Origin of the sequence: Dysgonomonas mossii, from assembly GCF_004569505.1 — a bacterium.
In the GTDB taxonomy this organism is placed as follows: Bacteria; Bacteroidota; Bacteroidia; order Bacteroidales; family Dysgonomonadaceae; genus Dysgonomonas.
This window is the reverse complement of sequence record NZ_SPPK01000004.1, coordinates 193,142-216,858: the sequence shown is the minus strand read 5'-3', so window position 1 is coordinate 216,858 and position 23,717 is coordinate 193,142. Positions and strand designations below refer to the sequence as shown.

General features: G+C 36.5%; 15 protein-coding genes and 1 tRNA gene. 4 read left to right on the top strand and 12 right to left on the bottom strand.

Annotation, left to right across the window (positions count from 1 at the left end; all coding sequences use genetic code 11):
- Positions 1-7 precede the first annotated feature (7 nt).
- Positions 8-1,246: a site-specific integrase gene (locus E4T88_RS13045; protein ID WP_135106115.1), complete on the bottom strand. Its 1,239-nt coding sequence runs from the start codon at positions 1,244-1,246 to the stop codon at positions 8-10.
- A gap of 266 nt (positions 1,247-1,512) precedes the next feature.
- A tRNA-Asp gene (locus E4T88_RS13040) sits at positions 1,513-1,589 on the bottom strand.
- Positions 1,590-2,031: 442 nt separating this feature from the next.
- Here E4T88_RS13040 and E4T88_RS13035 point away from each other — a divergent pair.
- Genes E4T88_RS13035 through E4T88_RS13025 form a run of 3 tightly spaced genes read left to right on the top strand, consistent with a single transcriptional unit; the run spans position 2,032 to position 4,632 of the window.
- A complete protein-coding gene (locus E4T88_RS13035; RefSeq protein WP_135106113.1) occupies positions 2,032-2,760 on the top strand; it encodes a TorF family putative porin in 729 nt (242 codons plus the stop codon).
- A gap of 41 nt (positions 2,761-2,801) precedes the next feature.
- Positions 2,802-3,170 (top strand): P-II family nitrogen regulator, encoded by a 369-nt coding sequence (locus E4T88_RS13030; protein ID WP_135106111.1) that lies wholly within the window; start codon positions 2,802-2,804, stop codon positions 3,168-3,170.
- A 37-nt stretch (positions 3,171-3,207) separates the two neighbouring features.
- Positions 3,208-4,632: an ammonium transporter gene (locus E4T88_RS13025; protein WP_135106109.1), complete on the top strand. Its 1,425-nt coding sequence runs from the start codon at positions 3,208-3,210 to the stop codon at positions 4,630-4,632.
- Positions 4,633-4,729: 97 nt separating this feature from the next.
- On the opposite strand, the gene E4T88_RS13020 is transcribed toward E4T88_RS13025, so the two are convergent.
- The 9 genes from E4T88_RS13020 to E4T88_RS12980 all read right to left on the bottom strand — a co-directional run bounded on the left by E4T88_RS13020 (position 4,730) and on the right by E4T88_RS12980 (position 19,197).
- Positions 4,730-5,065 carry a YegP family protein gene (locus E4T88_RS13020; protein ID WP_006843962.1) on the bottom strand — a complete coding sequence of 112 codons (336 nt, stop codon included), beginning with the start codon at positions 5,063-5,065 and terminating at the stop codon, positions 4,730-4,732.
- Between the two features lie 156 nt (positions 5,066-5,221).
- Positions 5,222-6,184, bottom strand: coding sequence for an ROK family protein (locus E4T88_RS13015; protein ID WP_135106107.1), 963 nt, complete (start codon positions 6,182-6,184; stop codon positions 5,222-5,224).
- A gap of 112 nt (positions 6,185-6,296) precedes the next feature.
- Positions 6,297-7,394: a methylmalonyl Co-A mutase-associated GTPase MeaB gene (meaB, locus tag E4T88_RS13010; protein WP_135106105.1), complete on the bottom strand. Its 1,098-nt coding sequence runs from the start codon at positions 7,392-7,394 to the stop codon at positions 6,297-6,299.
- 202 nt (positions 7,395-7,596) lie between these two features.
- Complete coding sequence (locus tag E4T88_RS13005) at positions 7,597-8,706, bottom strand: universal stress protein (RefSeq protein ID WP_135106103.1); 1,110 nt, start codon at positions 8,704-8,706, stop codon at positions 7,597-7,599.
- Positions 8,707-8,888: 182 nt separating this feature from the next.
- The gene (locus E4T88_RS13000) at positions 8,889-10,181 is read right to left on the bottom strand and encodes a tetratricopeptide repeat protein (RefSeq protein WP_135106101.1); all 1,293 of its coding nucleotides are present in this window, start codon (positions 10,179-10,181) and stop codon (positions 8,889-8,891) included.
- 22 nt (positions 10,182-10,203) lie between these two features.
- Positions 10,204-12,804, bottom strand: a complete 2,601-nt coding sequence (gyrA, locus tag E4T88_RS12995) for a DNA gyrase subunit A (RefSeq protein ID WP_135106100.1) — start codon at positions 12,802-12,804, stop codon at positions 10,204-10,206.
- A 192-nt stretch (positions 12,805-12,996) separates the two neighbouring features.
- Complete coding sequence (gene secA, locus E4T88_RS12990) at positions 12,997-16,314, bottom strand: preprotein translocase subunit SecA (protein WP_135106098.1); 3,318 nt, start codon at positions 16,312-16,314, stop codon at positions 12,997-12,999.
- A 46-nt stretch (positions 16,315-16,360) separates the two neighbouring features.
- On the bottom strand, positions 16,361-17,959 hold the full coding sequence (locus E4T88_RS12985; RefSeq protein WP_135106096.1) for an alkaline phosphatase family protein: 1,599 nt from the start codon (positions 17,957-17,959) through the stop codon (positions 16,361-16,363).
- Positions 17,956-19,197: a lipoprotein N-acyltransferase Lnb domain-containing protein gene (locus E4T88_RS12980; protein WP_135106094.1), complete on the bottom strand. Its 1,242-nt coding sequence runs from the start codon at positions 19,195-19,197 to the stop codon at positions 17,956-17,958. Before E4T88_RS12980 ends, E4T88_RS12985 begins: the two co-directional genes overlap by 4 nt.
- A 200-nt stretch (positions 19,198-19,397) precedes the next feature.
- On the opposite strand from E4T88_RS12980, the gene E4T88_RS12975 reads away from it, so the two are divergent.
- Complete coding sequence (locus E4T88_RS12975) at positions 19,398-20,000, top strand: SagB/ThcOx family dehydrogenase (RefSeq protein WP_135106092.1); 603 nt, start codon at positions 19,398-19,400, stop codon at positions 19,998-20,000.
- 56 nt (positions 20,001-20,056) lie between these two features.
- Here E4T88_RS12975 and mfd read toward each other — a convergent pair whose 3' ends face one another.
- Entirely contained in the window at positions 20,057-23,260 is a 3,204-nt protein-coding gene (gene mfd / locus E4T88_RS12970) for a transcription-repair coupling factor (protein WP_228093928.1), read from the bottom strand.
- Positions 23,261-23,717 lie beyond the last annotated feature (457 nt).

The window sequence follows — 23,717 nt, the reverse complement described above, 5'->3', positions numbered from 1 at the left end:
AACTAGATTAAACAATAGCATTTTTTGATTCGTAAGTTTTTAGTTTTCCAGCAATAGCATTCATTTCATTGGCTATCTTGTTATTAGTTATCCGGGCATATATTTGCGTTGTCTGGATTTTTGTATGCCCCAGCATTTTCGATACAGACTCGATCGGAATACCCAACGATAAAAATGTCGTTGCAAATGTATGACGGCTCATGTGATAGGTGAGATGCTTCTCAATACCGCACAAATCGGCAATTTCTTTGAGATAAGAGTTCATCTTCTGATTGCACATTGTCGGAAGAACTTTGTTGTTCTTTTGTTTTCCTCTATATCTCTCGATTATAGAAAGTGGTATATCCATTAAAGGAACGGTTATATCGGTATTTGTTTTAACACGCTTCTTCATAATCCATAAATTATCATCAAAATGAGGCTTTATATCGTCATACGTTAATTCGTATATGTCTGCATATGAAAGTCCGGTGAAACAGGAAAATATAAATATATCCCTTACCTTTTCGATCCGACCAATAGAGAAGTCTTTCTCAATAATCGCCTTTATCTCTTCTTCGGTCAGATATCCTCTGTCAACCTTCTCGAAATGGATTTTATAATTCGCATAAGGGTCTGCGATGATCCAACCATTGTTCTTTGCTATATTGATAATCTTCTTCAGAAGCCTCATGTTGCGCCCGATTGTATTGGTCTGGCAATTCCCTTCAATTCTAAGATAAGTTTCAAAATCCGTTAAGAAACTGTGTTTAATATCTTTCAGTTTAATATCAGACAGATTATATTTGAATTTTAAGAATGTCTGAAGCTTTTTATAAACACATTTGTATTTTTGCAGGATAGCCGGAGAGAATTTTTTACCGACCAGTTTTTCCATATCTTCATTGTGCTGACGATAGACTTCCAAAAGATAGATTGGTATGTCGTTAGGAGACGAGGAGATACCAAGAATACTGTTTTTCAAGCCTTCTGCAGAAACAATCCCATCACGATCAAATATCTCATTGTATTTTTCATTGATAAGGCTGGTATAAGAATCTATAATCTTATTGATACCTAAAGCTTCTCGACTCTTTCCGATTGCTCTGCCTGTACTTGATTCCCAAATACCTGTATTTATTGCAGCTTTTATATTAAAACTGACCTTCTCCTGAGAGATTGTAATCCGGCAAAAGATAGGTGCTGTTCCGTCCTTTTTAAGTTTGTCTCGACGGATGTAATAAATAACATTGAATGTACTTTTCATAACTACTCATTTTAAATTACAAATAAAACATTATTGTTTCTCGAATGAGTAAATCTTGCACTTCCAAAAACGACTGATACACTGCCAATTAAAGACAATTTAGGGTGAACACTTTTTCCGCTTAGGGTGAACACTTTGGGGAACGAATTAAGGCGTTCGATGCCTGCTTAATGTCTTTTTCTGGCTATATGGATAAAAAGAAAAATCCCACAATATATTGATATTGTAGGATTTAACTAACTTTTTTCGCCTATTGGCTTTAACTTTGGCGGTATGGACGGGACTCGAACCCGCGACCCCCTGCGTGACAGGCAGGTATTCTAACCAACTGAACTACCACACCATTTTATTTTTGCTTTTTTATTAGCAGCATTTCCTCTCAAATGCGATGCAAAGATAGGATAAGGATTTGAATCCTGCAATAGATTTACAAAGATTTTTTAGAATAAAATTTAACATCATTGTGTCTCAAAGGATTAAAAATAAAGAAAAATTATCGGCTTAAGTATTCTATGAAAATTTAAATGGAAAAATATAAATAAAAAAAAAGTTTACGAGAATTGATACTTAAAAAAGTAGCAACAGAAACAACATTTACAATATTGATCTCTACCAAATTTATGACTTCACTAAATATTTTTTGAAATATTTTATACTTTATTTTGATTTATAAAATATTTTGTCATATTTTTGCAAACAAATAAATCAAAAAGAAACTCATAACCCATATATCTAATCAAAATGAATAATAAAGATGAATTTTAATATCTTTAAATATTTTGATTATGGAAACTCTAATTTTAGGTAAAAAAGGTTGTCTGGCTATAGTATTATTTGCTTTCCTCTCTACTTTATCCGTAAAATCGCAATCAGTTAATATTGATTTCGGAGCCGATTTAGTAAGTTCCTATGTATGGCGCGGTTATAAGCAAGCCGGAGCCAGTTTTCAACCAACATTAAGTGCTAGTGTAAATGGATTTTCACTAGGTGCATGGGCTTCTACAGATTTTACTAGCGAAAATGGTAAAAAAGAAGTAGACTTTACTGCCGCATACGAAAATAGCGGATTTAAAATTGCTGTTACAGATTACTGGTGGGATGGAGAAGGTCAGTATCGATATTTGAGTAGTCCTCACGGAAGTAACAATGGACATTATTTAGAAACATCATTAGGCTATACACTGCCCGAATCATTCCCTTTGAATGTTACATGGAATACATTCCTATTAGGCAAAGGAAATAAGAAAGAAGATGGTAAAAATTCTTATTCTACTTACATCGAATTAGCTTATCCATTCTCTGTTGCGGGAGTAGACATGGGAATATCAACAGGATTCACACCTTGGGAAAGTGCTGTTTATGGAACAAATGGATTCAATTTCACTTCTATATCTTTAAAAGCATCCAAAAGTTTAAAAGTTACAGACTCATTTTCTTTACCAATATTTGGGCATATCATCTGCAACCCAAATCTTGAAGATATACATTTTGTATTTGGTATGTCTTTTAAGTAAGAACCTCCTTATTATAAATAAAACACTTTATCATTTTTTATATGAAAAAAATTGAAGCAATCGTTCGCAAATCAAAATTTAATGAAGTCCGCCGAGCATTACATGAAGCAGATATCGACTTTTTGTCATGGTGGGAAGTCAATGGACAGGGAAGTGCCCGTCAAGGTTTAATATTCAGAGGTATAGCATATGATGTAAATACAATAGAACGTATCTATATCGCTTTTGTTGTGAGAAATATAAATGTAGAAAAATCAATTAATGCCATTTTAGGTTCAGCTTTTACAGGCGAAAGCGGAGATGGTAGAATATTCGTATCGGCAATAGAACAATCAATCCGTATACGCACCGGAGACCATGGTGACGAAGCCTTGTACGACAAGGATGAAGAGGATGAAGAGAGTAAATAAAGATTAGGTTAAAAAGCTTTAGGTAAAAAATAAAAATATGAAACATCGATTATTCAAATACGTCACTATTATATTGTTTATAGCTATGGTTTTACCCACAGCTGTATGGGCACAGGATTCTATTACAACTGTTGCTGACTCTTTAAAAACAACAACGGCTATTCCCGTAGAAGCTGTTGCAGCAGCTACGGAAGAACCTACAGTTTTAAATTCAGGGAATACTGCATGGATTATAGTAGCTACTGTGCTTGTTATGATGATGACAATTCCAGGGTTAGCATTATTCTATGGAGGTCTTGTTCGTCAAAAAAATATTTTGAGCATCCTTATGCAGTGCCTTATGGCTACCGGTATAATTAGTATTATCTGGGTAGCTTTTGGCTACAGTTGGGTATTTGGTACTAGCTTTATGGATTCCGGCAGTCCTCTAGGTCAAATTATCGGAGGATTTGATAAGGCATTTTTACATGGTATAAAATTAGACACATATATGAGCGGAGTTGGCATTCCTGAGATTTTGTTTGCCTTATTCCAGTGTATGTTTGCAGTTATCACTCCGGCTTTGATTATTGGTGCCTTTGCTGAAAGAATCAAGTTTTCGGGTTATGTGGTTTTTATCATCCTATGGTCAATCATCGTTTACAACCCAATGGCTCACTGGGTATGGGGCGGTGGATGGCTAATGAAAATGGGTGCCATTGACTTTGCCGGAGGAACTGTGGTACATATCAATGCCGGTATATCTGCTCTTGTTATGGCTATCATGTTAGGACGCCGAAAAGGATACAGAACAATAGGTCATCCTTTTACACCGCATAACATCCCATTTGTATTCATAGGTACATCTCTACTATGGCTCGGATGGTTTGGATTTAATGCTGGTAGTGGACTTGCAGCTGACGGCTTGGCGGCGAATGCATTCCTTGTAACTCATTTAGCTACATCTGCCGCCGCTGTGATATGGATGGCCCTAGAATGGATTCTTTATAAAAAGCCAACTATTGTAGGATTTTGTACAGGTGCTGTTGCAGGGCTTGTAGCAATAACTCCCGCAGCAGGAACTGCTGATGTGCTCGGAGCTTTTGCCATAGGAGGAATTTCTGCTTTAGTATGTTTCTTTATGGTTGCTTATGTAAAACCAAAACTTAAATACGACGATTCTTTAGATGCTTTTGGTGTACACGGTATCGGTGGTATAGTTGGATCTATACTTACCGGGGTATTTGCCACACGAGCTATCACCGGCCCGGAGGGCGTTCAAGGAGCATTATACGGAGATTGGAATCAATTATGGATACAGGTTGTTGCAACTGGAGCTTCAGTTGTATACAGTGCTGTTCTAACATTCATACTATTCTTTATTGTTAATAAAACTATTGGACTGAGGGTAAGCAAAGATGACGAGTCTACCGGACTTGACATATCTCAACATGGAGAAATTGCTTACAGCGAAGAAGAATAACTAGAAATCGCACTATTAAACACAGAAAATGTACCATGCAAAGAAAATATCTTTGCATGGCATTTTTTTTTCTAAAAAGAGGGTAGGGGGCTTATCTTTACTCTGCACTCAGATCTACAACTTCAGCATCAGGTGCGTTTTTAACAACAGATGCAATACCGTTATCGCGGCTAGCTACACTTTCGTATAATTCGCTCGTTCCTATAATCTGCCCATTCGTAGCTTTTAGATTAAAATATGGTTTACCATTTTTTGATTCTAGTTTCTCAAACCGAGATTCAACCTGGCTATTTTTTCTTACAGATTCAATGCCATTTTTGCAGTTTTCTTTTTTTGTGTATCCTTCACTACTTAATATAACTTGTCCATTGCCTGCTTTAAGATTAAACTGGAATTCACCATTTTTTCTCTTCGAAATTTCAAATTTTCCCATTTTGTTGTGTTTTAAAAGTTCATATTAAAGTAAAACACTAGTTTATTATAAAAAGTTTATTATCAATCTCTATTCAACTATACTAAATTACTGATAAAAAAATAGCAGTAGAAAAAAATCTACTGCTACATATATACTTTCTATTTATAGAACTTTTTAATAGTCTTTTACTTCCCAACCTAAAGCACTTGCACCAAGTACGGCAGCATCGCTTTCTTTAAGCTCAGACATTAAAAGTTTAATTTTGTTACGGAATATAGGCAACATATTTTCTTCCATATGCTTGCGCACAGGATCAAAAATAAATTTGCTTGATTTGGTTAATCCTCCAAATAGTATAATCGCTTCGGGACTAGAAAATGCTACAAAGTCTGCAAATGCCTCTCCAAGCATCTGACCGGTAAACTCAAAAATTTCTTTTGCCAAAACATCACCTTTCACAGCAGCATCATACACATCTTTTGATGTTATTTCGTTCGGATCAAGTTCTCTTAATAAACTTGGATCTTTTCTTGTTTCAAGAAACTCTCTCGCTGTGCGTGCTACACCGGTAGCAGAACTATATGTTTCAAGGCAACCTTTCTTACCACAACCACACATACGTCCATTACGTTGAATTGTAGTATGGCCTAGTTCGCCTGCAAATCCATCGTGGCCATATACCAACTGCCCATTTACTACGATACCACTACCAACGCCTGTACCTAGTGTAATAACAATAAAATCTTTCATTCCACGAGCTGCTCCATAAGTCATTTCACCTATAGCCGCTGCATTCGCGTCATTGGTTAATGCCACAGGTACATTTAGTTTGTCTGTCAGCATCTGAGCCAATGGAATAACACCTTTCCATGGAAGATTAGGTGCAAATTCGATACAACCTGTAAAGTAATTTCCGTTTGGAGCTCCAACTCCAATACCTTTAATATTGCTTGATCCTCCAACCTGATCTATAATTTCTTGAACTCCGGCTGAGAGATTTGTTACATATTCGTTGATTTCTTTATAAGCACCAGTTTTGATAGAACCCTGATTAATGATGTGTCCACGTTTGTCTACAACACCAAAAACAGAATTGGTTCCACCAATATCAATCCCAATAGCATATGGTTTCTCCATGATTTATATTAATGTTAATTCAACAATGAAATTATTTCTATTAAAGTGTACAAATATAATGATTTCTAAGAAAATATTCGGTTATAAATCTGCAATAATATACGTTTCCTTATCATTTAGATATCTTCTGATAAATATCTAAGACTTTATTAGCAGCAGCAAATGAGCTTATCTGGGAATTAATTACTTGTTCTTCACATATCCTTAATTCCTTTTGTATGACAGCATTGTTATAAAAATTATTCTTTAACCGTTCGTTAATCGTTTCATACATCCAATAGCGAGATTGATCGTTACGTTTATGCTCAAAATAACCATTTTCTTTGACAAATGCAATATATTCATCAATCATATTCCACACTTCATCTATACCTATCTCATAATATCCGGAATAAGTCAAGACTTTAGGCACCCATCCTGATTCCGGAAGAGGAAATAGGTGTAAAGCATTCTTAAAATGGGACTGTGCTAAACGAGACTTCTCTATATTATTACCATCAGCCTTGTTTATAACAATTCCGTCGGCCATCTCCATTATACCACGCTTGATACCTTGCAATTCATCTCCGGTTCCGGCTAATTGTATAAGTAAAAAGAAATCGACCATAGAGTGTACTGCGGTTTCAGACTGCCCAACACCAACTGTTTCTATTATAATACGGTCAAATCCAGCAGCTTCACAGAGTATAATCGTTTCTCTCGTCTTGCGAGCTACACCACCTAAAGATCCGGCAGAAGGGGAGGGGCGTATAAACGCATTTTTTTCAACAGACAAACGTTCCATACGAGTCTTATCTCCAAGTATACTTCCTTTAGTCAATTCACTTGATGGATCTATAGCAAGAACGGCTAGTTTATTATTTTTTTTCAGAATATGCATTCCAAATGCATCAATAGAAGTACTTTTTCCGGCTCCGGGTACACCTGTAATACCAATTCGAACAGAATCGCCTGTATATGGCAAACATTTTTCTATAACTTCTTGTGCTATAGCCTGATGTTCTGGTTTAGAACTTTCAATAAGTGTAACTGCCTGTCCAAGAATAGATATATTTCCCTTGCGAATACCATCAACATATTCAGACACAGAATACGTTTTGCGTTTAAATTTCTTGAAGCTATTTAGATAAGGATTAATAGTCGGTTGCTCTGAAGTGCCTTTATTTACACTTAATCCTTGAAATTGTTCATCGTTCTCAATATGATCCATAAATTCTATTTTTGAATGCTACTAGTGAATAGATTTTTATAAAATCTAGAATTATAATCAAAGATAACTAAAAAAGAGAGAGGCGATATAACTTGAGTTTGTAATAATAGATTTTAAATACACAATTAAACATAATAGTAATTATATAACAAATGATAGCGTTTTAAATTTGGCTATCATTCGCTATGCTATTTTTAAGATTCTATCTAAAGATAATAAGGGCAACGTCAGAATTTATTAAAACCTTTCTAGATATACTAGGTAAAAAGATCCGACCAAAAAGATTCCGTCGTTTAGTATTTAGCATAACTATATTAATGTTTTCTTTTTTGATAAATTCATTGATAGAATCCGCCATGTTTGGACCATCGATGAGTTGATAGCTAACATTCAGTTCCGGATATTTATCGATAAAATATTTCTTCATTTCAGCAAGCTCAGCCTCAGACCATTTCTCATCTTTTTTGTTTATTACATTTACATGGGTAAGCGTTATTCTTACATTAGGATAAGGCTTCAATATATTAACTAAGAAATCAAAAGCGTCCAGATCCCTTTTCTGAAAGTTTGTAAGAAAAGCTATATTCTGAAAATCAAGAGTATTTTCAATCGTAAAGTTCTCCGGAATAGCCATCACAGGCACATTGGTCATCTCAATTATATCAGCCGTTACATTCCCTACTACATTCCTCTTATTGTTACTTAAACCTTTAGTACCTAAAACAAGTAAGAATGGTTTATATTCTTCTACAAAGTTTTCTATCTCTTCACTAATGAGTCCTTCACGTAACGAATATGAATAATTTATAGGAGGAAATTCTTTTTGTGTAATTTTCTCATCTATTTCATTACAAAAATCAAGCATTCTCCGTCTAGCTACACTTAGTACATCACTTTCATCATCTTTGTTTAAATTATCAGCAAATGGAAATGTAATTGGAAAATGTACCCGATATACATGTAGTATTTTCACTTTAGCATTCGTTTGTTGCGCTATGGTAAATGCTGCATGACAAGCCTTTATTGAGTAACTGGAAAAGTCTACAGCGACTAGAATGCGTTTTCGTCCGTCATCTATTTTAGATATCTTCTCATCATCATATCTGAATAGTTTTTTATTTTCAATTACAGATATGGCATTCATTAAATCTTCTTTATCTACACGTACGGCCAACCCTAGGCTTGTGTCGTCAGCATTTTGCGAAACATTCACAAGATGTGTGTTAATACCCCTTTCTTCCAAAACCTGCTTTAATATATAAGCTTTCTGAGGAGTATGTATGGCTATTGTTACTAATTTATCTTCTTTCATGTCTTTACCTATTTAAAGTTCGCTTCTAACAAATTTACAAAAAACTATCCACAATAAAAGTGATAAACAGCCTCAATATTAACAAGAAGCAATAAAGTTTCACCTTATTTAAACATATGATAAAACAAAAGCGTCCGGAACTAAAAAGTTCCGGACGCTTATTATTATTTATAGTATAAATATTATTGCTTATCTGATATACCTAGCTCTTTTTGAACTGCTTCATATTCAGCTGATTTATCTATATTTAATAAACTCAAGTTGTAATATACATTTTGTAATTTCATTAATGCAGGTTTGATATCTAAATCAAAATCAGCACCTCTGGCTTTCAACAAATCTCTATATTTTTCAAGATATGGTAAAGATTTCTGGTAAAAGTCTGCAGTTTGCTTATCTAACTGTGCTTGTTCACTTCTACTATTTGTTTGACCAGCTTTTTCTTTTACATCCTGAGCCTGAAGTATATACAACACGCCTAAGCCTTCAAGGGCTTTCTCACAGTTAGCATCAGCAGCGATAGCTTGTAGATATGCAGGTTCTGCACTTGCATAATTTTTTTGCTCAGCATACAATGATGCTTTTACACCTATCAATTCACAAGTATTGCTTGGATCGTTAGCAATCGCTTGATCCAAATAAGCCATAGCTTCTGCCGTCTTGCCTCCTCTAATGAACTCATTGATCAAGTTTGGTGTGAAATATTTATTACCAGGAAATTTCTTAGCACCATCATTCAATACTTGCACAAACGCAAGACTATCATTTACTTGTTGGTATTCACTAGCTAAGAGTTCATATGCATCACTTTCCTTATAAGTACTGTTCTGAACGTAAGGTTCAGCAATAATTTTCTTCAATAGTTTGATAGAACGGTCATGATCAGCCGATTGGATAGAGCTAATAACAGCATAATATTTGATAGTCTGATAAACACTATCTTGTGTATTGAAGTCACCTTTTGTATCTTCAAACATAGCTAAAGAAGGAAGCTCCCAGTATCTTTCAAAAAAGTCAGTTGCTCTCTTAAAGTCTCTCTTCTCGTTATAGTACACACCTCCATTAATATAGAACCTGTGTCCATCTCTCATATTTTTAACAATATCCTTTCTGAACTTGTTCTTTACCTGTCCTTTTTCATTTGGTATCTGACCTAGTTCATCAGCTTTGATATATGGATCATACATATTGTAAAGTCCAATATACATCTTTTCTTCATTCCCTCCTTTACCGGTGATCTCTTTTTGCATTTCTAAAGTTCGTTCATCATCAAACGCTTTGTACTCGATATCACCTGCTATTTTCCATGTTTCAGGATCATTCACAGTTTCAGGATTAGTGAGTGCGGGTTTGATTAATTCTCTTGCTTCATCAACGTTCTTCATTGCGGATTTTGCATCTTTCACAGCTTTTTTCTGGGCAAAAGAGAATCCTGCAAATATGCATAATGTTATTAATAATAAACTTCGCTTCATAATTATTTTTTTAGTTCATATATCAGTTATTTATTTCCTCATTTTCATCCAGGGTTGAGTTATTCTGGGTATCTTCATCCAACTCTATTTCGGCAAGTTCAATATCTTCTTCATCTTCGGAATCGACCTTACAAACAGATGCTATTTCATCATTTCGTTTTCCTAAATTTATGAGTCTAACGCCCTGTGTAGCACGTCCCATAGTGCGAATATCTGAAACTTTTAGACGAATTGTAATACCAGACTTGTTAATTATCATTAAATCGTTATCATCAGTAACACTATTTATAGAAACGAGCTTACCGGTCTTATCTGTAATGTTCAATGTTTTAACACCCTTACCTCCCCTACTGGTTATACGATATACAGGAATAATATTGCCATCTTCATCAAAAAGATCATTTCCTTCTTCGTCTTTATCATTCAGATTAGTACGTTTTCCATATCCCTGCTCTGAAACCACCATGATAGTATGAGTTTTCTGATCTTCTTTAGACATAGCCAACATTCCTATCACTTCGTCTTGTCCATCTTCATCTATACGCATACCCCTTACTCCGGTAGCAGTACGCCCCATCTCACGAACATCTGATTCATGGAAACGAATTGCTCGTCCATTACGATTTGCTATGAGAATTTCACTGTCACCATCAGTCATCAAGACTTCAATCACTCTGTCATCTTCACGAATAGTAATTGCGTTGACCCCATTCTGGCGAGGACGAGAATATGCTTCAAGTCTGGTTTTCTTGATAACTCCTGCTTTTGTACAGAATACAAGATAATGACTATTAATGTAATCAGTATCACTAAATCCTCTGACACGAATAAATGCCGTAACCTTATCGTCCGATTCAATATTCAGCAAGTTCTGTATAGCCCTTCCTTTTGAATTCTTGGTTCCTTCCGGAATATCAAATACACGCAACCAAAAACATTTACCTTTTTGAGTAAATAATAATATATAGTTGTGCATCGATGCCGGATAGATGTGTTCAATAAAATCTGCGTCACGTGTTTCAGAACCTTTAGCTCCTACTCCACCTCTGTTTTGTGCACGAAACTCGGTAAGAGGTGTACGTTTGATATATCCGAAATGAGATACTGTTATGATCATCTCATCATTTGCATAGAAATCTTCAGGGTTGAGTTCTTCAGATGCATATACAATCTCTGTACGACGAGCATCACCATATTTATTCTTTATTTCTATCAGTTCATCTTTGATTACCTGCATCCGAAGATCTTCGTTCGATAGGATTTCGTTCAGGTAAGCAATTAGTTTCTGTATTTCGTCATATTCATTACGAAGTTTATCTTGTTCAAGTCCGGTTAATTGACGCAAACGCATTTCAACGATTGCACGAGACTGTATCTCGCTCAGGTTGAATCTATTCATCAAACTTTCAATAGCTTCCTGAGGCGATTTAGAAGCCCTTATAAGAGCTATTACTTCGTCTATATTATCTGATGCAATAATTAATCCTTCCAGAATATGAGCACGCTCTTCGGCCTTACGTAAATCGTATGTAGTTCTGCGGATAACAACATCTATTCTGTGTTCAACGAATAATGATATCATATCCTTAAGATTCAACGTTCTAGGACGTCCCTTTACCAAAGCAATATTATTAACACTAAATGAAGATTGTAGAGCTGTAAGCTTATACAATTTATTTAGCACAACATTCGCATTAGCATCACGCTTGATATCTACAACGATACGCATTCCTTGGCGGTCAGACTCGTCATTAACATTACTGATACCATCCAGCCTTTTTTCTCCGACCAGGTCAGCTATATGCTTGATTAATTCAGCTTTATTTACCAGATAAGGAATTTCGGTAATTACTATTTTTTCATGATTACCTTCTGTCTCTATTTCGGCACGACCGCGCATAACCACACGTCCTCGCCCTGTTTCAAAAGCATCTCTTACTCCTTGATAACCATATATAAACCCTCCTGATGGAAAATCAGGCGCTTTGATATATTGCATCAAACCATCGGTATCGATATCTCTATCGTCTATATATGCTACAATAGCATCAATAGACTCTGTCATATTGTGAGGAGCCATATTCGTAGCCATCCCAACAGCAATACCCGAAGCTCCATTTATAAGCAAATTAGGTATACGTGTAGGAAGCACTGTCGGCTCTTGTAACGTATCGTCGAAGTTTAATTGAAAATCAACAGTTTCCTTATCAATATCTTTTAGCATCTCTTCGGCCAAACGACTCAACCTGGCCTCTGTATAACGCATGGCGGCGGGACTATCACCATCTACACTCCCCATATTACCCTGCCCATCTACCAAAAGGTAACGCATGCTCCATTCTTGAGCCATACGCACCATTGCAAAATAGACAGAAGAGTCTCCATGTGGGTGATACTTACCTAACACTTCCCCTACAATCCTTGCGGATTTTTTGTGCGGTTTGTTTGACGTATTACCTAGCTCACTCATACCGTAAAGGATACGACGGTGAACAGGCTTAAATCCATCTCTTACATCGGGTAATGCACGGGATACAATTACTGACATAGAATAGTCGATATATGCCGACTTCATTTCGTCTTCAATATTGATCCTGATAATTCTGTCCTCTGTTTCTGCCATTATCTTAAGTTAAAATTTTTATTTTCAAATATTTGTAAAGTACATTTACACTTTGTTTTTCTGACAATTAAAAAACATGCTAAGATACAAATTTTGTTTGTATTAGAAAACATAATAACATAAAAAAAGCCCGACAGAAACTTACTTGTCGGGCTTTTCATTATTATAAATATATCAAGTATTTACTTCCTATTATTCATTTCTTCCATGACAGTTTTTATACTTTTTCCCACTGCCACAAAAACAAGGATCATTGCGCCCCGGCTTTTTGTCTACTTGTATAGGTGCTGTCACTCTTGGTCGTTCCTGAGCTGCTTGCCCTTGACCCGGAGCCGAAACTCTTTGTTGTCCATCTTCTATATCATTACGTTCGGTACGGTAACGGCTATAGTCAGTCTTTTGTTCCGGTTCTGCCTGACGTACTTGTTCCGGTTCACGAACAGGTATCTGTCCACGCATAAGAATAGTTACAGCTTTACTATTTATACTATTTAACATGCTCTTAAACAGATTGAAAGACTCAAGTTTATAAATCAATAATGGGTCTTTTTGTTCATAGCTGGCATTCTGAACGGATTGGCGCAAATCGTCCATTTCACGAAGATGTTCTTTCCATTCTTCATCGATTGTATGAAGGACTATTGATTTTTCAAAAGATTTGATCACATCTTTAGATTGTGTTTCGTATGCCTCTTTCAGATTACAAGAGATATTATAAACACGTCTTCCGTCTGAGATAGGAATAAGAATGTTCTCGAACTTATCACCTTGCTCTTCGTAAACCTGTTTGATTACCGGATTGGCAATTTCTGCTAAACGATCCATCTTATGTTTGAAGTTCTGGATAGCCTTATCATATATCATATCGGTCAATGTATCAGGCTTGGTAGAACGGAATGTCGCTTCATCAACAGGTGGTTCTGTCGTAAACAAACGTAGCATATCAACCGTCAATCCTTCATAATCGAGATTATCGGCATGTTGCTCTGTTAAACTCACAGCTGTATCATATATCATATTCACGATATCGATACCAATACGTTCTCCCATAAGAGCATGACGGCGACGTTTGTACACAACTTCACGTTGAGAATTCATTACATCATCATATTCCAACAAGCGTTTACGAATACCAAAGTTGTTTTCTTCTACTTTCTTCTGAGCTCTTTCTACAGACTTGCTAAGCATATTATGCTCAAGCATTTCTCCTTCTTTGAATCCCATACGGTCCATCATTCCGGCAATACGTTCCGATGCAAACAAACGCATCAAATCATCCTCTAACGAGATGTAGAATACGGATGAACCCGGGTCACCCTGACGTCCTGCACGACCTCTCAACTGACGGTCAACACGACGAGACTCATGTCTTTCTGTACCGATAATCGCCAACCCTCCTGCTTCTTTCACACTTGGTGCAAGCTTGATGTCGGTACCACGACCGGCCATGTTTGTTGCGATAGTAACAGCTCCCGGTTGTCCGGCAAGAGCTATGACTTCAGCTTCACGTTGGTGCAACTTAGCATTCAATACATTATGCTTTATCTTACGCATGGTAAGCATCTTACCCAGCAACTCAGAGATTTCGACAGATGTTGTACCCACAAGTACAGCACGACCTTCCCCTACCAGTTTTTCTATTTCTTGTATAACCGCTGTATATTTTTCACGTTTTGTTTTATATATACGGTCATTCATATCCTTACGCGCGATCGGTCTATTGGTAGGAATTACAACCACATCTAATTTGTAGATGTTCCACAACTCACCTGCCTCCGTCTCAGCTGTACCGGTCATACCCGAAAGCTTATGATACATACGGAAATAGTTCTGTAATGTAATAGTTGCAAATGTCTGTGTTGCAGCTTCTACTTTAACACGCTCTTTAGCCTCTATCGCTTGGTGCAATCCGTCCGAATAGCGACGACCATCCATAATACGTCCTGTTTGCTCATCAACAATCATTACCTTATTATCGATAACCACATACTCATCATCTCTATCGAATAAAGCATAAGCTTTTAGCAACTGGTTGACTGTATGTACTCGTTCCGACTTGATAGAATAGTTTTGCATCAACTCGTCTTTCTTTTCTGCTTTTTGACTGTCAGTAAGCGATTGATTTTCCAAGTCAGATAATAAAGATCCGATATCAGGCAAAACAAAGAACAAAGGGTCATCTGAATTACCTGTAAGCAAATCTATACCTTTATCTGTGAGCTCTATACTGTTATTTTTTTCATCTATAGTGAAATAAAGATCATCTGTAACAATATGCATATTACGCATTTGTTCGCTCATATAATGCTCTTCAGTCTTCAACATAGATGCCTTTATACCCGGCTCACTAAGGAACTTGATAAGAGGCTTGTTCTTTGGTAACCCTTTGAATGAACGATATAACAACAACGATCCTTCTTCTTGCTCTTTCTTATCACTGGAAGCCATTTTAGCTTTTGCTTCAGCTAGTAATTTAGTACAAAGATCTCGTTGTGCTTTTACGATAATCTCTACACGTGGACGAAATTCTTCAAACAACTGTTGTTCACCCCTAGGTACAGGCCCGGAAATAATCAATGGTGTACGAGCATCGTCAATCAATACGGAGTCTACCTCGTCAACAATCGCATAGTTATGCTTGCGTTGAACAAGATCTGACGGATTGATTGCCATATTGTCTCGTAGATAATCGAAACCAAACTCATTGTTTGTCCCGAAAGTAATATCTGCTTGGTATGCTTTACGACGGCCTTCTGAGTTAGGCTGATGTTTATCGATACAATCTACAGAAAGTCCGTTAAACATGTAAATTGGTCCCATCCACTCAGAGTCACGTTTTGCCAGATAGTCATTTACCGTAACCACATGCACACCATTACCAGTAAGTGCATTAAGGAATACAGGCAAAGTACCTACCAGGGTTTTACCTTCCCCTGTAGCCATTTCGGCGATTTTACCTTTATGAAGCACGACACCACCAAACAGCTGTACATCATAATGGATCATATTCCATTGTATTTCTGTACCTCCTGCTTGCCAGTGATTTTGATATATAGCTTTATCTTCCTCAATACGCACGAAATCATGATCTACTGCCAGCTCTCTATCAAACTCTGTGGCTGTAACTACAATCTCTTCATTCTCAGTCAAACGGCGAGCGGTCTCTTTTACTATAGAAAAAGCTTCGGGAAGTACTTCGTCTAATACTTTCTCATACTTGTCAGTTATTTCTTTTTCCAGCTTATCTACTTCTACCCATACATCCTCACGTTGATCAATATCCAGTGATTCGATATTGGCTTTGAGTTCTGCTATTTTATTCTTTTCTGCTGCTACGTATTCCTGAACTTTTCGTCTGATCTCCATTGTCTTTGCACGCAATTCATCGTGTGACAGACGTTCAATAGAAGGATATACAGCTTTGATACGGTCTACATACGGATTGATTTCTTTTAAGTCTCTTTGAGACTTATTTCCGAATAATGATGTTAAAATGTCAGCGAATCCCATATATTTAGTTAGTTTATTTTCTTTTTATTTTATTTGTTTTATTGTACTACCAAATTAACTCCGGTAAAGGCTCTTCTTTTGCTCCATTGGGAGATCTTATACGCATTATATATGTTACCGAAGGAGCTATTTCTGTAGCTTTAATCGTCCTTCTTATTCTGGCGGGCTTAATATTATTGCCAAAGAAAATTACAGGGCTCACAATCGCATTATTACGAGTCTGCTTTTCCTTAAATGAAGCATCTTGCTCGTTTACGATTTTATAGCCGGGCTGTAATTCGACAAATAGATCGCCAGAGTTCTCTTTAGTATAGCCATTCTTGTAATATTCCATTACAGGATTCCACTGACCGTGCTGTATTTGATATGAAGTATATACTTCTTGCACGCCGGTAAATTCAGAAACAAACTCTGCCGCTTTTTCCTGTATTTCTTGTAATGATATATTTTTACTCTTTATCAGTTCCCTGTTCAGATAAACCTGTCCTTTATAGAATTTATCAACCCATTGCCCATCTCTGCCGTATATAGCCATTAAGTACATATTCAGCAATGCTTCGCAACGATTGACATAGAACTTATTTTCTGGGATATTTGAATTTGATAAAGCTGTAGACGTTGTATGTTCCGACGAATTGTAATATCCGGTAGAAGTGACAAAGATCAACGTATTTTTAAGACCAACAGTCTTTTCGACCTCGTCTAACAACTTTTCTATCTCCTTGTCAAGGCAGCTATAAATATCTTGTATCTCGTATGAATAATCGGAAACTCCGGGAAAGTTCCCTGCATAAAATGTCAAAGACAAAAAGTCAGGATTAGTGCGTTTTCCTAATTCTGCTTTAGAAAGCAGAGTCATAGCCGAAGATCGCACATTCTCATTGACAGCAGGAATTTGTTTCGCTAAAACATAAGTCTGCTTATCTCCTCCAAGAAAGTGCTGGAAAGACGATTCGCTTTGCTCGTAAGGAAAAGCCTTATATGTACTAACTTCCTTAGAAGGACGCCAATACATACTCCAAACCTTAGATGCAAAGTTTGTTGTACTACGATTATCCTGATCTACGGACCAATAAAAATCCTTATAATAAGTAGTTGAAGCCCATTTGCCGGTATAGTCATCTATCCAGAAAGCAGAATTGCCTCTTTTGCCGGATGATATCAAAGCTTGAACTATTTGAGGAGCAAAAGAGTATACGTCAGATTTTCCTTGCGATGCAACCTTCAACTCATCTGTTATAGTAGAGGTTTTGATAGCCAAAGGAGAAACTTTATCCTGTGTATAGTTACCTAAGAAAGCTTCATCTGTAAATGTCGAGACCTCTTGCTTCTTAGCTACAATGTACTTTTTATTACCTACGATACCATGATAAAAAGGTGAAGCACCAGTGTATATAGTAGCAATTGCAGAAGCATCGTCTAAATTAGGGAAATCAAATTTTATATTCTGATATACCAATCCTTCATTCAAGAGACGTTTGAAGCCCCTTTCAGAAAATGAACCTTGAAAGAGTTCTAGATAATCACCTCTCAACTGATCAATAGTTATTCCAATCACCAACTTCGGCACCTCGTGAACAGAAGTCTGTGCCTGAACAGATGTTATGGTTAATACTGCAACTAAAGAGGTTAGTATTCTTATCATTTTCGCCTAGGCAAGCTATAATCAGCTCTTTTCTTTAACTTTTTAAGTTGTAAAATATTCATCCCCGACCTTATACATAACGATAAGATGAATGGGATAAAGGCTATCTCTAATTGTTGTGGTATCAAACACCATGCCAAAAGAAAAGCCAAAAGTGCTACAAAGTTAATAAAATGATAACAACTTATGAATTTTGAAAGTGATTTTACAAAGAATAAACAAGCAACGATTAATTGAAGCGGATTTAACCACACTATATTCCAGTTTGGATTAACACATGGATGAATGGAAAAGAACATCAAAAAGAAAATTACACACCCTCCAATTCCTGCTACAATAAACAATAGTGTATCATAAATTCGCCCTAATGTAAACCACCTTTTTTTATAGACTAAGAAAGACAAGAGTATAGTAATCAACAACAAAATATAACCGGCATACAGTGGTTGTATGTGACTTTCTGATGAAACTAATTCTTGTGGCGTCAAAAGTTGCTGCTCTTTTAAAATGAAGTTTCGGTATGTCCCATCTGTATTTCTAATGTGAGCCCCTTCGTTGGCTTTCATCAAATAAGCCGGTAAAAAATCCTTTTGTTTGTCTGTGATTACCTTATCAGCATCTGCTCCAATTATGATATCTATACCGAATTTAGTCCATGGCTGTATTCCAACGCACTCCCACACTAGGTCTCTGTATGTTTGTTGCTTATCAGTTGGAGTGTATTCTATTTCTCCCTGTACATATTTCTCTACGATATCACGAGGTCGAGTTGCACAGTTATCATAGAAGAAGTTATAAAGATATTCCCTATTTTCGGGACTAGAGTTTTGAGCTAAAGCATCAAATATCTCTTGCTTTTCTTTCAAGGTCAAATTATAAACCTGCTCGGTAACTCCTACACCTCTTTGTCCATACTCTTCTATGTAATACTTGAAAGGTATAGAGCCAACCATATAATAAGTTTCTCCCTTGACAAACCTATATATGAAATTATCGCTATTGAAGTCAAATAAGCCGTAGTTGAACACTACATCTAAATGTTGTGTTGTATCACAAACCCGAATAGCCGTATGCCCAAACAAAGCATAGATCTCTTTTTCCCATGCGGAGCTAGTCAGTAAACTTATTTGAGCTGTATCACTAAGAGTTATGGGCGACCGGAATGTATTCTGCTGTGACCGTATTCCCTGCGAAAAGGATGCTATGATCAAAAAAACAATAAAGAATAGGTTTCGCATTGTATTATTAGCGGATTTTATTCACAAATATAAAACAATAAGCGATAGAATTTATTTATAAGTATATATATTTTATTTCAAGTTGTGAATTTTACTTAAAAACAAGAGTTACACAAAGAACTTAATTCAAAAACAAGAGTTTATAAACGAATATAATTCTATATTTTTGTTTCTGTTAATTATAAAATTAGGTTACAATTATGAAAAAAGGTTTATTAGCCATTGCGTTATTTTGTTTAATAAATTGTGTCTCTGCCCAGGATATACAATTAGTTTCTCCAACCAAAACAGGAGGAAAACCCTTGATGGAGGTGCTGAATGAACGTCAGTCTCATAGATCATTCGAATATAAAGAAATGCCGGCCCAAACCCTATCCGATCTTCTTTGGGCTGCTTATGGTTTCAACAGAGAAGATAAACGGACAGTTCCTTCGTCCCAAAACCGTCAGGAAGTTGATGTATATGTAATGCTGAGCTCAGGTATATATATTTATGATGCGAAAGACAATGTACTAAAGATGAAAGAGAAAGGCGATTTCAGAAAAGCACTCGGACAGCCCAACATTTCGGAGAATGCCTCATTGACTCTAATCTATGTGGCAAATATGGATAAAGCATCTAACCGCGAAGCCGGATTTATCGACAGTGGGTTTATTGCTCAGAATGTATACTTGTATTGTGCTTCAGTAGGTTTAGGTTCTGTAGCAAGAGGATCATTTACTCGCCCTGACCTACATAATACATTAAAACTTACTGACAAACAAGAAATAACATTCGTTCAACCTGTAGGATACATTAAGTAAACATCATACTTACAGAAGCTTAGAAGAGAAAGGCGCAAGCTTTTCTCTTTTTTTGCTTACAGCCCGTTTATTTCCGATAACACCATACAAGCTGTTTCCACATTTGGAATGCTCTGTATGCTCACCGAACGCCTTCCGTTCCTGTCTTTCAATTCACACTTACGAGGATACTTCTGGATGTAATTGAGTAATTTATCGAACGCTTTCGACTGATAGTATGGTGACTCCGAATTTGTAACCAAGAATAAACTCATTCTTCCATTTTTTAAAACGACCTTTTCGATACCCAGTGTTTTGGCTATAGATCGAAGCCGAACTACCAGAATCAACTCTCGACCTTCGGGTGGAATTTTTCCGAAACGGTCTTCGAGACGCTCTGTAAATTGCATTATATCCGACTCTTTCTCCATATTATCGAGCTCTCGATAGAGTGTAATACGTTCCGAATCATTTGGTATATAAAGAGCTGGGAACAAAAGTTCAAGATCACTTTCTATCTGAACATCATCAACAAAGTTTTCTCCCGAAATCTTATTATCTTCATCAGCCTCATGATAGAGCTCTGCAAACTCATCGTTTTTGAGCTCATTGACTGCTTCCGTCAATATTTTCTGATAAACTTCATATCCTAAATCTGCGATAAAACCACTCTGTTCTGCTCCAAGCAGATTTCCGGCTCCACGAATATCCAAATCCTGCATAGCAATGTGGAATCCATGACCCAGTTCCGAGAAGTTCTCAATTGCTTGCAATCGTCTTCTAGCCTCAGGAGTCAAGGTATGCAACGGAGGTGCTAATAGATATGCAAAAGCCTTCTTATTGCTTCGCCCAACACGTCCACGCAATTGGTGCAGATCGCTCAAACCAAAATTCTGAGCATTGTTTATTATTATCGTATTTGCATTAGGAATATCAATACCGGACTCTACAATTGAAGTTGCTATCAATACGTCGTATTCTTGATTTACAAAGTCTATAATAATCGATTCCAGCTTGGCGGGATCCATTTGTCCATGACCAACAGCAATGCGTGCATCAGGAACCTCTCTCTTTATTAGATCTTCAAGTTCATGTATATTCTTTATCCTGTTATTGATAAAGAATACCTGCCCGTTACGGCTCATTTCAAACTCTATAGCTTCACGAATAATCAACGGATCGAATGTGTGTACTTCAGTCTGTATCGGGTACCTGTTGGGCGGAGGCGTTGTTATTGCAGACAAGTCTCTTGCCCCCATTAACGAAAACTGCAATGTACGTGGAATAGGCGTAGCTGTCATCGTTAAAGTATCCACATTAGACTTCATTTGCTTCAATTTCTCTTTTACAGCAACACCAAACTTTTGCTCTTCGTCTATTATAAGCAAGCCTAAATCTTTAAACTGAATATCTTTACCAACAATGCGATGCGTACCAATCAGTATATCAACTTTTCCTTCTTTTAGATCGTTTAGAACCTCTTTAATTTGTCCTGCCGACCGTGCCCTACTGATATATTCTACACGGCAAGGAAAGTCTTTAAGCCTCTCTTTAAATGTTTGATAGTGCTGATAGGCTAAAACTGTTGTAGGAACCAATACTGCAACTTGCTTATTATCTGTTACGGCCTTAAATGCAGCCCGGATAGATACTTCTGTTTTTCCAAACCCAACATCGCCGCAAATTAAGCGATCCATCGGTTTGCTGTTCTCCATATCAAGTTTGACATCCGCAGTTGCTTTTACCTGATCGGGGGTATCTTCATAAATAAATGAGGCTTCGAGCTCATGTTGTAGAAAAGAATCGGGAGCGAAACTAAATCCTTCTTCTTGCCGGCGTTTGGCGTATAGCTGTATCAGGTCGCGGGCAATATCCTTTACTTTATTTTTAGTTTTCTCCTTAATCTTATTCCATGCCCCTGTACCTAATTTATTGATACGTGGCGGCTCGCCTTCTTTCCCTCTATACTTCGATATTTTATGTAAAGAGTGCAGGGAAACAAATATTACGTCATTATTCAAATAAATGAGTTTTATCAACTCCTGCATCTTCCCATTCATATCAGATCTTACAAGCCCACCAAATTGCCCTACACCATGATCGATATGTACGATATAATCTCCTATCTGAAACTGTTGAAGTTCCTTTAAAGAAAGAGCAAACTTCCCTGAACGTACCCTATCGGATTTAAGATTATATTTATGATAACGGTCAAAAATCTGATGATCGGTAAAACAGCAGATTTTTAAAGTTTCGTCAATAAACCCTTCTGATAGAGTCCTCTCCACAGGTGTAAAATTGATATTATCTCCCCTGTCTTCAAAAATAGACTTTAGCCGTTTCTGTTGTTTCTCACTGTCACTTAATATATATATAGTATAATCTTTATCTAGATACTTGTGAAGAGTCTCACTGATCAGGTCAAAGTTTTTATGAAACGAAGGTTGTATATCTGTTTTGAATTCGACAACAGCTTCTGCCTGTATTTTGTTCCCGAAATGAATATGCTTGAATCCCTTAACCAATGCATCATATTCACCTCTTAAGGTTAGCTTATTTTGTAAATCTTTCTCATATTCAGGATTATCCAGAATAGTAGAATCATTATATACACTCTCTACTTTGTCGCTAGCCCATACAAAATCCTTAAATGCAATAACCGTATCCTTCGGAATCAACTTTAACAATGACTCCCGATCCATATTCGACTTTTGCATGTCAGGGATAATCTGTATCTGGTTTAATTTCTCTTTCGACAACTGTGTTTCGATATCAAAAGTTCGTATTGTACTCACTTCATCACCAAAAAAGTCGATACGATAAGGATATTCGCTCGAAAAAGAAAAAACGTCCAGAATACTTCCCCTGATAGCATATTGTCCCGGCTCATACACATAGTCAACGTATTCAAATCCAAAACTATCCAACATCTCAGATACGAAATTACGATCGATCTCTTCATCCACCGACATCTGTATCGTATTCTTTTTCAGTATATCTTTAGCTACAGCCTTTTCGGCTAAAGCTTCCGGATATGTTACGATTATGAGGTTTTTATCTTCCACCTGCAACTGTCCCATCACCTCAGTACGGAGGATTTCATTGGCAGCATCTATCTGTCCGTACTTTATCGCCCGTTTGTATGCTGAAGGAAAAAATAAAACTTTATCCGAGTCTAAAATCTGATTCAAGTCGTGATAAAAATACCCCGCACTTTCTAAGTCGTTTAGCACAAACAAATAGCAGCTATCTGTCTTATGAAACAAAGCTGTAGCAAACATAGACGCTGACGAACCCTGCAAACCTTTAACATAGATATTTTTATGCTTAGACAATAAATCTATTATTGCGGGTATATTTTTGTGAGTCTCAAAAATCTGTTGTAGTATGGATAATTTTAGCACTGTAAAAAATTTAATTGGGATGCAAAATTAATAAAATTATTGTTGTGTTGTATTTGCAACGTGTTTATAATATGGATATAATATATAAATTTTATCAATCCGAGACATTTAGTACCACATACCAATTCAATGTAAATATTACTCTCAAAAAGTTACAAAACCCATAAAACACAACATACTGCATATCAACAATATACAAACAAAAGGTGACAAAAGTGACACTTTTTATAGAGGTTTTATACTGTCACTTTATACACACTCGAAAACCTCTACCATTAGACAATTTTACACGAATATTGTAACATCAATTACAAGTGCTGAAGCCAATCCATTA